Raw genomic sequence first — 12,681 nt, 5'->3', positions numbered from 1 at the left:
TACAGAACCTGGAACAAAAAACAAAAATATGAAGATAAACAGTTTATAGAATTATGGCAATAATAAAATGTCCTGAATGCGGCCATCAGGTTAGTGACAAGGCCGCTACATGCCCAAGTTGTGGTGTGGGCATACAAGGTAAGATTACAAAGTGTCCGGAATGTGGAGAAATCGTGTTAAACGACCAGATCCTATGTCCTAACTGCCACTGCCCGTTGATTTCAACAAACAACAATGATACTGAAAAATCAGAGCCTTCGCAATCCCACAAAGTTGCAACTGTAGAACCAAACAGCGACACTAATGGCGAAGGGAATAAAAACGAAAAAAAGAAAAAATCTTATACTCCATGGGTCGTATCGTTTGTCATCGCACTTGCAGTGGTGTTTGTGGGCTTGTATTTCTATAAGACAACACAGATGAGAAATGAGCTTGAGGCTTATGAGAATGCAATGATGAGTAACGAACCGGCTGTGTTGCAAAACTATCTAGACATTTATGCAGATGCGCCAAGCGAGCATCGTGACTCTATACAAAGCCATCTGGAAATGCTAAAAAAAGTGGACTCCGACTGGACTAATGCCGTGGTGAGCAATTCTAAGGCTGCCATCTTGAGATATATGCAACTTTATCCAAACAGCCTGCACAACGTGGAGGCAAAACTGAAAATAGATTCAATAGACTGGATGGAAGCTACACAGAAAAACACCATCGAGGCATATCAGAAATATATAGACGAACATGCTGACGGGATGTATATAGACCAAGCACATGACGCTTATACGCTTCTTGACTCGAAAAAGGTAAACGCAGAAGACAAGGCTAACATAAGTGAGATATTCACTTCGTTCTTCAACGCTTTGGCAAATAATGATGAGGCTACACTTGTATCGTGTGTCGACATTATTCTCACAAGTTTTTTGCATAAGGAAAACGCTAACAAGAATGATGTCATAGAGTATATGCACAAGATTCATAATGAAGCACATGTGGAAAATGTGGAATTCAGACTAAACAACGACTGGACAATCGAAAAAATTGACCGGGGAAATGGTTTGTTCGCATTTAAAGTGAATTTCTCAATAGACAAAATTACACAACTCTCCGGCGACTCTAATAGTTCATTGGACACCTTCAAGGTGAAAGCATCTGTTTCGCCCGACAATAAAATTTCAGAACTTAATATGCAACGAATTGTACAGTAACTTTGTACTTTACGCGCGCACGTACATTAATATATATATAAACAATCCTGAAAATGAAAACATTCAGACCAAAGATTTATGTATATGCAGTGTTGGCTGTTGTGGTAGCAATAGCCATTCTGCTCTATTGTTTCTTCTTCACAGAATTCTCGAAACAGTCTAATACAGAATATATCTACATTGATGCCGACGATACAACAGACTCGGTGGTCGTAAAGTTGGAAAAGGTAGGGAATAGCCATGCAGTGAATGCCTTCTCAAATATGGCAAGACACTTTGGTTATGATGGCGACAAAATACGTACAGGCCGATATGCTGTAGAACCGGGAGAAAGCACATTCTCATTGTTCAGAAAAATGAAAAACGGTATGCAAAGCCCAGTGAAACTTACAATGCCAGAATCGCGTACCACAGACCGGTTGGCTGCCGTGTTGGCTCATAAACTGATGCTCGACAGTGCGGAAGTGGCTGAGCAACTGGCCGATCAGGAATTCTGCAACAAATACGGTTGTGACACATCCACAGTGATGGCTTTGTTCATTCCAGACACATACGAGGTGTACTGGAACATCTCGCTCGACAAACTTATGAAGAAGATGGAAAAGGCAAACAACAACTTCTGGAATGAAGAAAGAACGACCAAGGCAAACGCCATGGGACTTACAAAAGATGAAGTGGCAACACTGGCAAGCATCGTGGACGAGGAAACGGCAAACAATTCAGAGAAACCCATGATAGCTGGAATGTATTTCAACAGATTGAAAAAAGGTATGCCATTGCAAGCTGACCCGACAATAAAGTTTGCACTGAAAGACTTTGCCCTAAGAAGAATATATCATAAACTTCTAACAGTAGACAGTCCTTACAATACATACAAAAACCAAGGACTGCCGCCAGGACCAATAAAAATAGCTTCTGTGGCAGGCATAGATGCCGTACTTAACTATGTACATCACGACTATCTATACATGTGTGCAAAGGAGGACTTCTCAGGAACACACAACTTTGCCGTAACATATGCCGAACATCTACAAAATGCCGCAAAATACACAAAGGCACTAAACAATAGGGGGATAAAATGAGGGAAATATGTTCTAAATTTCCTAATTTCTCATAATTTTAATAATGTTTAGGGGATAATCGATGATAACTACATTGAATATTCGACTTTTTTCCCTAATTTTGCAATCGTATAACATAAATAATATAATATAAACCCGAATATGAACAAAAAAATAATTCTTCCTCTTGTAGCTGTCATCATATTGCTTGCAGCCGGAGTGGCTTATCTGGGATTGGATCTCTCAAAACAGAAAAAAGCAAATCAGGAGATGCAAGAACTCGCAATACTTGACAAAAAGGAAATGGAGAATGAATATGAGCAGTTTGCAAGACAGTATAGCGAAATGAAAACTCAAATCAACAACGACTCCATCGTGGCACAACTCACTCAGGAACAGTTGAGAACACAGGAACTGCTGGAGGAATTGAAAAGAGTAAAGGCTTCTGACGCAAGAGAAATTGCAAGACTGAAGAAAGAACTCGCTACCGTCAGGGCCGTCTTGAGAACTTACGTGCTTGAAATAGACTCGCTCAACAGACTGAACCAAAACCTTACCGCTGAGAACAACAGGGTGAAGGGACAATATGCAGAAGCCACAAGACAGATAGAAGGTCTTAGCAACGAAAAGGAATCGCTTTCGCAAAAAGTCGCTATAGCTGCACAACTCGACGCAACTGGAATAACAATGACCGCAAAGAAAAAAAACGGGAAGCCCGCAAAGAAAATAAAAGACTGCAAGAGCTTTCAGGTCGACTTCACTGTGGCACGAAACGTGACAGCGTCAAACGGATTGCGCACGTTCTATGTAAGAATAACAACCCCAAACGGCACTACACTCGGAGGTGGTGGCTCTTTCCAGTATGAAAACCGTACATTGGAGTGTACAATGAAGAAAGCCGTAGAATATTCTGGTGAGGCAATCACGCTATCTACTTACCGACAGGTGACAGAATACCTCGAGGCAGGAACTTATACAGTGAGCATATTTGCCGACGGAAACATGATAGGCTCACGTACCTTTGCTTTCAATTAAACAAATAAAAGCGATATTGGATTTGAACATATTATATTCAGAATGATTCGTAGAAAGTGTCTTTTTTCAACTCTTGTCGTAGCGTGTCTGACTGCTACTACTGCCATGGCACAGAGAATATTCAGCCTTGACAGTTGTAGACAAATGGCTTTGCGCAACAACAAGCAGATGGGGGTCGCAAGAGCGAAGCTGGAGCTGGCAAAAAATGTCAGAAAATCGGCTCGCACAAAATACTTGCCGCATGTAAACGCTTTCGGAGGCTACATGTATGTAAGTAAGGAGTTCTCTTTGCTTAACGACGACCAAAAAGTGGAACTCCAAAATTTAGGCTCTTCGTCAATGGGAGCTATCGGACAGATTATGCCCGACATAACACAGACACTCTCACAAGAACAGATAGGGGCTCTTACAAACATGTTGAATGCTACAGGACTAAGTCTTGTTGACGCTTTGCATACAGACACTCGTAACCTCTTTGCTGCCACCCTACAAGTCACACAGCCCTTGTTTATGGGAGGAAGTATCATAGCCATGAACAAAATGGCTGATATTGCAGAGGATATCGCTTGCAATACGGCAGATGCACAAAAGCAAATGACCCTATACAATATCGATAAGGCCTACTGGAACGTCGTTTCACTGAAACACAAAAAAGAATTGGCGGAGAGCTTCCTTAAACTGGTCAAAAAACTGGATAGCGATATAAGCAAAATGATAAGTGAGGGAGTTGCCACAAAGGCAGACGGACTCAAGGTGGGAGTAAAAGTGAACGAGGCTGAAATGTCGCTTCTGCAAGTGAACAACGGGCTCGCCTTGTCAAAAATGCTTCTTTGCCAACTCTGTGGAATGCCAGTAGACGAGTCTTTTGATGTAGAGGATGTTGAGGTGGAAACTGCTGAAGACAGATTGACCTGTAACATTCTTTCTGAGAATGACTATTCGTTGAGACCAGAACTAAGAGTGATGGAAAATACTGTTGACATGAGTAAACAGACCACCAATATGCTTAAGGCGGGTAACCTGCCGAAAATAGCATTAGCTGGTGGATATACAGTTACAAATCCAAGCGTCACCAACGGATTTGAAAACAAATTTGTGGGACTTTGGAACGTGGGCGTAGTGGTGAGTGTGCCTGTATGGAATTGGGGAGATGTGGCCTACAAGGTTAGAGCATCAAAAAATGCTACAACCATTGCCACACTTGAACTGAATGATGCAAGGGAAAAGGTGGACCTTCAGGTAAGCCAAAGCCGATACAAGATGGACGAAGCTTATAAAAGGCTTACTATGGCTAACTCTAACATACGCAAGGCGGAGGAAAACCTTCGGTGTGCTAATGTGGGTTTCAAAGAGGGTGTGATGGAATCTACAGCCGTGATAGAAGCTCAGACTGCATGGCTACAGGCTCAGTCTCAGCGGATTGATGCAGAAATTGATGTTAAACTCAGCCAGGTGGCCTTAAGGAAGGCTCTTGGAACTTTACACGAATAATATTATGTCAAAGAAAACGCAACATAACAACATATTGCTTGCTGCATTGGGCTTTACTGCCGTTGTAGTAGTAGTGGCATTGATTGGCTTCTTCACTCTTGGTGAAAAGGACAGATCGATACAGGGACAGGTAGAAGTGACTGAATATCGTGTGTCGAGCAAAGTGCCAGGCAGGATTGTAGAACTGCGTGTTAAGGAGGGTGACTATGTTAAGGTTGGCGACACGCTTGCCATAATTGACGCCCCTGAGGTGAGGGCTAAGATGACACAAGCTAAAGGGGCTGAAGATGCTGCGGCTGCTATGAATGCAATGGCTGTGAATGGGGCAAGGCAAGAACAGGTGAGGGGCGCGTTTGAGGTGCTCCAACAGGCTAAGGCTGGACTTGAGATTGCTGAGAAATCGTATGGCAGAGTGCAAAGGCTTTTTGACGAAGGGGTCATGAGCGAACAAAAAAGAGATGAGGCTTTTGCTACATTTAAGGCCATGGAGGCTCAGGTGAAAGCTGCTCAAAGTCAGTATGACTTGGCAAGAAATGGTGCCCGACGCGAGGAAAAAATGGCTACTGCGGCTCAGGTTGAACGGGCTAAGGGGGCTGTCGATGAGGTTGACTCATACATAAAGGAAACTGTACAAGTAGCCCAAGTGGAAGGAGAAGTAAGTGAGGTGTACCCTCGTGTGGGCGAACTGGTGGGTACTGGAGCGCCTATTATGAGCATCTCTGTTATGAACGATGTATGGGGTTCGTTCAATGTGCGTGAAGACTTGCTTGAAGGTCTTGCCGTAGGTAAAACATTTGTCGCTTTTGTGCCTGCTTTCAATAAAGATATTACATTGAAAGTGTTTTATATGAAAGACCAGGGCAGTTATGCTGTTTGGAAAGCAACCAAGGATAATGGGGATTTCGACTTGAAAACCTTTGAGGTAAAGGCGCGTCCTGTCACTCCTCTTGAGGGCTTGCGTCCGGGAATGTCACTTGTGATAAAGAAACCATGACCAATAAGCCTGTTGTATCTTTTGTCAAGGCTCTTTGGTATACCATGCTTAGGGAGTGTGGTATTATCCAGCGCGACGCCATGTATGCTGTTTGCCTTTTTCTCTTTCCTTTGCTGGTGACTGTGTTTTTCACTACTCTAATGGATGAGGGGCAACCGGCTGACATACCTGTGGGTGTTGTTGATCTTGACAATTCTGCTACTTCACGCAATATCATCCGTCGTCTCGACGCTTTTCAAAATAGCCATGTGGTTGGTAAGTATAGCAGTGTCAATCAGGCAAGGAAGGCAATGCAGAGAGGTGAGATTTATGGTTTCCTCCTATTGCCCGAGGCTATGTCGGCTGACCTAGTGGCCGGTCGTCAGCCTAAAGTGTCGTTTTATTACACTATGACGTCTCTTACAGCTGGTTCTCTCGTGTATAAGGATCTTAGAACTATTGCCACTCTCGGTTCGGCTGCTGTGGGTCAGACCACCCTTAGGGCCAAGGGAGCAACCGACAAGCAGGTTATGACATTTCTCCAACCAATAGTCGTTTCACTTCATCAGATTTCTAATCCCTATACCAATTATAATGTATATCTCTCCACTATGCTTGTTCCGGGGGTGATAATGTTGTTTATTTTCCTTGTCACGGCATATTCCCTTGGCACAGAAATCAAGTATGGACGTTCTAAGCAGTGGCTTGAGAAGGCGGGCGACAATATTGTGGTGGCTGTGACAGGAAAAATGATACCACAGGCTCTCGTAAGCCTCGTGGTGGTCTATGGCTATATGGTTTATGTTTATGCTATCCTGCATTTTCCATGTCCGGGAGGGTGGGGCATACTGCTCTTGAGTGGTCTGCTCATAGTGCTGGCTGCTGAAGGGTTCGGCCTATTTGTCTTTGCCCTTATGCCATCCATGCGTATGTCGATGAGCGTGTGTTCGTTATGGGCAGTTCTCAGTTTCTCAATGGTTGGCACTGCTTATCCTGTCACTTCCATGGATCCAGCCCTTCAGTCGTTGTCGTGGCTGTTTCCTTTGCGTCACTACTTCGTCATTTACCAGACCTCAATATTTAATGACTACCCGCTTTCCGACGTGTTTTGGCATGTGATAGCCTTGGTTGCATTCGCCATGCTTCCGATTATTATGCTTCCTAAACTTCATAATGCAATGAAGAACTATGAATATATTCCGTAATATAATCAGTGGTATCAGCGATATCTGCCTCGTTTGGAAAAACGAGATGAAGAATGTGGTGAAAGATGAAGGAGTATTGATTTTTTTCCTACTCGTTCCTCTTGTATATCCTTTGCTTTATTCATGGATATACAATAATGAGACTGTACATGAGGTTCCAGTGGTTGTGGTCGACCTTGCTTGTTGTGAGGAGAGCAGGACTTTTGTGCGTATGGCCGATGCCTCTTCTGATGTAGATGTGGCTTATATGGCAGGAAGCATTGACGAGGCGAAGAGAATCGTTGCCAGGGGAGATGCCAGCGGCATATATGTCATTGCTTCTGACTTTGGCAGACGTCTTAACCTTATGGAGCAAGCCACCATTTCTGTCTATTGTGATATGAGCCTTATGCTTCATTATAAGGCAGTGTTTCAGACTGCCATGAATGTATGTTCGCAAATGAATTCTGACATTCAGGTAAAACTGTCTGGTAACACGACCAATCGCCAGGACGAAATATCTACCAGACCGCTTGAGTTAGAAGAAGTGGCATTGTTTAATCCTACTTCTGGATATGGGTCGTTTATCATTCCCGGTGTTCTGATGCTTATCATCCAGCAGACGTTGGTTCTTGGCATTGGCCTTGCAGCGGGTACTGCCCGTGAGAAAAATCGTTTCTTTGTGCCGGTTTCTTCAGCAAGCATGCTTCCTGGATCAATAATTGTAGTGTTGGGAAAGACCATGTGTTATTTCATGATATATGTCGTGCATGCGGCCTATCTTACCCTTGTGGTGCCTCAACTCTTTGGTTTCACGTCGTTGACATCCGCCGCCACTCTTGTTGCCTTGATGCTGCCTTATATTCTTGTATGCATATTCTTCGGCATTACCGTGTCCTGCATGGTACGCCATCGTGAGAATGTTATTCTTCTGGTGGTGTTTATGTCTGTGCCGTTGCTATTTGTTTCTGGCGTGTCGTGGCCGGGCAGTAATATACCACGTTTTTGGGAATGTATTTCGTGGCTTTTCCCTTCCACCTTTGGCATCAGAAGTTTTGTGCGTGTGAATACCATGGGCGCCACCTTGGCGGATATTGCTTTGGAATATCGCGCCTTGCTGGTTCAGATGGCAGTGTATTTCCTGCTCGCCTGTGCAGTTTACCGTCATCATGTCAATGAGTTGCGTAGTTGACTTGAATCCTATTTCTTTGGTTTATTGCTCCATTTTCTCAGCATTTGCCTGTGGAACTTGTCTTCGGCAATAATAGCTTTAAACACTTTTGAGGCAGGCATGACTTTCAGCAATTTGTTGTGGTATTGCTGTTGAAGGTTTTTCAACTCTATGTCCATTTTGTCTTTCTGTCTAATGGCTTCAGCACATTCTTTCTCGCCCCGTCCTGGTTTATGCCAAATGTCTTTCATTGCTTCGAATGTTTTCCGCTGCTTATTCTGCATCTCCTTGAATATTACTCTGAAATCAGCAGCTTCTTTTGCAGTAAACTGGGCTTCTTGAATAATGAACTGTGCGAGTTGTGCCTGATAATGTTCTTTAGACAGTCTCTTGTCACGAGATTGTGAAGAGGCCGTAAGAAGTAAGAAGGCTATCGAAATTAATGTAAGAAATAATCGTTTCATATTTTTCTCCTTTTTTTTGTTATTCTTCGTTGAGGCATGCAATTATGTCTGCGTTGTCCATCATGGCATAGTCGGCTACGGTGTCGATATATTTGTCATGTTCAGACAGTTGCTCTGTGTGATTCTCTGCTGTAGCCTCAACTGCCTGTTGGTCGTTGTTTGTGAAATAAATGGCAACCGACATTATCACTCCTACTGCACAGGCAGCACAAGCAGCCAAAGGCTTCCAGAGTCTAACAGTCCTGCGTTGTACAGTTATGTTGTCTTCTGGCAGTTTATCCATTATTTTTGTCTTCAGATTGTCGAAATATCCTTCCGGCACTCTGAAATGGTTTTCCTGACCGAATTTGTTTCTTATGATATTCTCTTGCTCGTTCATGATGTTTTTTTTCTTTTTGACGTTGATAATTAATAAAGGTTTAATTGCGAAGCTTGAAAAATTCGCATATCTTGTTTACTGCTATATGATATGAGGCTTTCAGGGCTCCTGTTGTCGTACCCAAGATATTGCTCATATCGCTGTATTTCATTTCTTCGAAATATTTCATTGTAAATACTATGCGTTGCTTATCTGGTAGTGAGGCAATGGCTTCTTGCAGTGTGGCTTGTATTTCGTCGCCGTCAAAATACTCGTCAGCCATAAGTTTTTGTGCCAATGATTCTTCTACGGCTGGCAGTGAGGTCTCGTTTTTTTTCTTGCGAATGAAGTCTACACTTTCGTTCAAGGCTATACGGTAGAGCCAGGTGGAGAGTTTTGAGTCGTTACGGAATGTATCGATGTTCTTCCATGCCTTTAGGAATACGTTTTGGAGAATGTCGTCGGCATCTTCATGCACAAAGACGAGACGCCTTATCTGCCAGTAAAGCTGTTCGCTATAGATGTCTACCATTTGTTCGAAGGCCGCCCGCCTTGTTTTGGGGTCAAGCAGTCTCGTGGCTATCTGGGAGTCGTTGGTTGTTATCGTCATGTGTATTGGTGGTGTTCAAATGATTAATGCTATTTGTCGTCCAGGAATGGAGCGAGTTGTCTGCTTGTCACAGCATCGAATCCATAGATGTCGGGATATGTTTCCCAGTTACCTCTGGATGTCTTTGACATTGTTTGATATATTATATATAGAGGTATGTTGGGTTGTAGGCTTTTGGAATTAATGAGTTTCCTGCTTCTTGTCGTGTCGCTCACATATCTTATTCCCTTGTCGGTCTGTGGAGTCATGTCCATCGATATCCTTATTTTGTCGAGTGTCCATTCGTCGACATTGTCGTTTAGCAGGAATTGTGCCAGTTCAAATGGTTTTTCCACTCTTATGCAACCATGTGATACGCTTCTTACAGCCTGACTGAAAAATTTTCTGTTTGAAGTGTCGTGAAGATAAACTGAGAAATTGTTGTTGAATCTGAATATTATTCTTCCCAACGAGTTTCCTTTGCCTCCTTCTTGGGTAACTCTGTATTTGCCGCTTTTGAGCATTTCTGTAGTGACAGACGACGGGTCGATGCGTTTGCCTGTCTCTCTTTCTACTATAAAGTATCTGTGACTGTCGAAGTAATGGCTGTTGCCTGCATGTTTTGCCACGTCTTTTTTTATTATACTCATAGGAATGTTCCATTGCGGATTAATGTCCATTCGGCTTATCTGACTCGTGAGCAGTGGCGTTTTAGTCTTTGTCGAACCGCACCCAATTTTCATTGTCATCACCGAGTCTGGTGAGTATGCATATAGAGTGAATGCAGGGATATTCACTACTACTTTTCGCCCTAAGTCGCTTGTTGCCAGTGGTGTCCTTCTCCATCTGTGTCTCTCCATGTTGCAGAGAATTCTCCGCTTCTTTTTGCTGTCTGCAACGGTGTTGAGCATTTGTCTTAACTCTTCCAGCGTGGTGTTGTCCGGTTGTACCGAATGTAAGAACTCGGCTGTTTTGCATTCCACAACATTTCTGAGTGCGTCAGAATAGAATGCCTTGTCGGGACGTTCTATTGGTATGTCAAACAGATGTCTGTATTCTTTTATGCGTACGGTGGAGTCGTCGGCTATGGGGTCAAGGTGGTTTAGGCTACTATATGGATTGGTGAATCCGAACCGTTGGCCAGTGCAGTATCTGAGGAAGGCTTTGGTCAGATGATATTCCAGCCGTGCCGCAATGGTGTTTATGTCTTGGTCTCCAAAGTCGAGTAACCTGAGACGCTTAAGGTCTTTTTCTAACTTGCGTGTGAAAAAAGCTTTCTCGGAAAATCCAATTTGGTTGACGGTCTTCAGATAAGCCAACAGAGTATCGGCACATGAGTCTACGCCATATCTGTTCACCCACACTGGTGTGAACTCGCTTTTATACAATTTTCGTGTAATGTGGTCAGTTTGAGTAGAGTCGTTGTCATTTATGGCAAGATGACGGCATTGTTGTCGCATTTTGCTTATATCGAGTGACAGCGTTTGGTCTTTGAGTTCGTCAAATTGTGATAATTGTATGTTTTTGTTTGGATTATTTTGTTGTTCTTTGCAATTTGATATAAGTGTGGAGAGCAAAAGTATTGTAATGAAGTAGACAATACTCTTGTTTTTTCTTCCTGTAGTTTTCAGATGTCTGTATATTCCACTATTGTTCATTAGGAAATAGATACTTTCCTTACGATATTGTCAATTTTTAGAATGTAGCATCCCTTAGGCACGTTGAGCTCCACCTGTTGTGAATTGCTTTCGATTTTTGTTTTCATAACAAGGCGTCCTGTGAGTGATACGACCTCAAGGGTTTTTCCGGCAAGCCCCTCAATGGTCACTGTCGACTGGTTTACAACAATTCTTGCCTTACATTCATCAGCTGACATCGTCATTTCAGCAATGCTTGTAGAGGCAATGCTTTGTGTAGGGGCTGCCACTGCGAGTGTGGCCGCTATAATTATTGCGTGTAAAAATGTTCTCATCGTTTTCATATTTTCTGCAAAGATAGTACGTTTTATTTATACAGCCAAGTTTTTTAAAGAAAAAAATATAGAAGGAGGTTATATTATTGTCGTATTTATGTTATTTTAACGTTTTGTGGGCAATAAATCTCAAATATTTACCACATTATATAAGATGTTTAGCATGTGTAGCAAGTGTGACTTTGAAGAAAGAGACGTTGCGTTCAAATAAACGTAACGTCTCTTTGCCGTCGTTGTGACGTCTGGTTTGTCCACTTTACACGTTACATTCATTAATTGCCCTAAATTGGTGTCTTAATCTTAAATGATGTATAGTGTGGAATTCTAAGGAAGCAATGGTTCATACTACTTTATCTTTGGATAGCGACGAGTCCATCCGTCCCATCTCAGACGCATTACGCCGAAAAAGGCCTCGCCGAATATTCCACCGCTCATCTTGCTGGTGCCTTCGCGTCGGTTGACAAAGATGACGGGTACTTCCTTTATGCGAAATCCTATTTTGTAGGCCGTGAATTTCATTTCTATCTGGAATGCATAACCCTTGAAGCGAATTTTGTCAAGCTCCATGGTCTCGAGCACTTTCCGACGATAGCATTTGAATCCGGCTGTGGTGTCGTGAACTTTAAATCCAGTGACAAACCGTACGTATTTTGACGCGAAATAGCTCATAAGGACACGCCCCATAGGCCAGTTTACAACGTTCACTCCTGAAACGTAGCGCGAGCCAATGGCCAAGTCATAGCCATCGTCATGACAGGCGGAATAGAGGCGTGGAAGGTCTGATGGATCGTGGCTAAAGTCTGCGTCCATTTCAAACACATACTCATATTGGTGTTCCAATGCCCATTTGAAGCCGCGAATATAGGCTGTACCCAAGCCGAGTTTGCCGCTGCGTTCGATTAAGAACAGACGGTCGGAAAACTCGTTAGTCATGAGTCTCTTGACGATGGTTGCCGTACCATCAGGTGAACCATCGTCGATGATGAGTATGTGAAAACACTTGTCGAGATTGAATACTGCACGTATTATTTTCTCGACATTCTCCTTTTCATTGTATGTAGGAATTATGATAATGCTATCACTATAATGCTCCATCTTTAAAATTTTTGTTGCAAAAATAGCGAAGAATGGTGGAATAAAAAAATTATTTGCCATTTTTTTTGTTTTTTTCGACTAAT

At 42.9% G+C, this 12,681-nt stretch carries 13 protein-coding genes; 7 read left to right on the top strand and 6 right to left on the bottom strand.

The window, feature by feature from the left end; translation table 11 throughout:
- The first annotated feature begins 53 nt into the window (after window positions 1-53).
- The 7 genes from CIK98_RS03210 to CIK98_RS03180 all read left to right on the top strand — a co-directional run bounded on the left by CIK98_RS03210 (window position 54) and on the right by CIK98_RS03180 (window position 8,141).
- Window positions 54-1,205 (top strand): zinc ribbon domain-containing protein, encoded by a 1,152-nt coding sequence (locus CIK98_RS03210; protein WP_094382841.1) that lies wholly within the window; start codon window positions 54-56, stop codon window positions 1,203-1,205.
- Window positions 1,206-1,258: 53 nt separating this feature from the next.
- Window positions 1,259-2,287, top strand: coding sequence for an endolytic transglycosylase MltG (mltG, locus tag CIK98_RS03205; RefSeq protein ID WP_094382840.1), 1,029 nt, complete (start codon window positions 1,259-1,261; stop codon window positions 2,285-2,287).
- Between the two features lie 141 nt (window positions 2,288-2,428).
- Window positions 2,429-3,301 carry a hypothetical protein gene (locus tag CIK98_RS03200; protein ID WP_094382839.1) on the top strand — a complete coding sequence of 291 codons (873 nt, stop codon included), beginning with the start codon at window positions 2,429-2,431 and terminating at the stop codon, window positions 3,299-3,301.
- Between the two features lie 42 nt (window positions 3,302-3,343).
- The gene (locus CIK98_RS03195) at window positions 3,344-4,792 is read left to right on the top strand and encodes a TolC family protein (RefSeq protein ID WP_094382838.1); all 1,449 of its coding nucleotides are present in this window, start codon (window positions 3,344-3,346) and stop codon (window positions 4,790-4,792) included.
- 4 nt (window positions 4,793-4,796) lie between these two features.
- Entirely contained in the window at window positions 4,797-5,786 is a 990-nt protein-coding gene (locus tag CIK98_RS03190) for an HlyD family secretion protein (RefSeq protein WP_094382837.1), read from the top strand.
- Window positions 5,783-6,970, top strand: a complete 1,188-nt coding sequence (locus tag CIK98_RS03185) for an ABC transporter permease (RefSeq protein ID WP_253249627.1) — start codon at window positions 5,783-5,785, stop codon at window positions 6,968-6,970. Before CIK98_RS03190 ends, CIK98_RS03185 begins: the two co-directional genes overlap by 4 nt.
- Window positions 6,954-8,141, top strand: a complete 1,188-nt coding sequence (locus tag CIK98_RS03180; RefSeq protein WP_094382836.1) for an ABC transporter permease — start codon at window positions 6,954-6,956, stop codon at window positions 8,139-8,141. Before CIK98_RS03185 ends, CIK98_RS03180 begins: the two co-directional genes overlap by 17 nt.
- An 8-nt stretch (window positions 8,142-8,149) precedes the next feature.
- On the opposite strand, the gene CIK98_RS03175 is transcribed toward CIK98_RS03180, so the two are convergent.
- The 6 genes from CIK98_RS03175 to CIK98_RS03150 all read right to left on the bottom strand — a co-directional run bounded on the left by CIK98_RS03175 (window position 8,150) and on the right by CIK98_RS03150 (window position 12,598).
- On the bottom strand, window positions 8,150-8,584 hold the full coding sequence (locus tag CIK98_RS03175; protein WP_141210383.1) for a hypothetical protein: 435 nt from the start codon (window positions 8,582-8,584) through the stop codon (window positions 8,150-8,152).
- Between the two features lie 19 nt (window positions 8,585-8,603).
- Complete coding sequence (locus CIK98_RS03170; protein WP_094382834.1) at window positions 8,604-8,963, bottom strand: hypothetical protein; 360 nt, start codon at window positions 8,961-8,963, stop codon at window positions 8,604-8,606.
- A 40-nt stretch (window positions 8,964-9,003) separates the two neighbouring features.
- Entirely contained in the window at window positions 9,004-9,552 is a 549-nt protein-coding gene (locus CIK98_RS03165) for an RNA polymerase sigma factor (RefSeq protein ID WP_094382833.1), read from the bottom strand.
- Between the two features lie 29 nt (window positions 9,553-9,581).
- Window positions 9,582-11,189 (bottom strand): L,D-transpeptidase family protein, encoded by a 1,608-nt coding sequence (locus CIK98_RS03160; protein WP_253249626.1) that lies wholly within the window; start codon window positions 11,187-11,189, stop codon window positions 9,582-9,584.
- Window positions 11,189-11,503 (bottom strand): T9SS type A sorting domain-containing protein, encoded by a 315-nt coding sequence (locus CIK98_RS03155; RefSeq protein ID WP_172409797.1) that lies wholly within the window; start codon window positions 11,501-11,503, stop codon window positions 11,189-11,191. The genes CIK98_RS03160 and CIK98_RS03155 overlap by 1 nt, the downstream gene beginning before the upstream one ends.
- Window positions 11,504-11,848: 345 nt before the next feature.
- Complete coding sequence (locus CIK98_RS03150; RefSeq protein ID WP_094382831.1) at window positions 11,849-12,598, bottom strand: polyprenol monophosphomannose synthase; 750 nt, start codon at window positions 12,596-12,598, stop codon at window positions 11,849-11,851.
- Between the last annotated feature and the right edge of the window lie 83 nt (window positions 12,599-12,681).

This window comes from Prevotella sp. P2-180 (assembly GCF_002251435.1).
Lineage (GTDB): Bacteria > Bacteroidota > Bacteroidia > Bacteroidales > Bacteroidaceae > Prevotella.
Note: the sequence above shows the minus strand (reverse complement) of the source record. Positions and strands in the feature narration are given on the sequence as shown.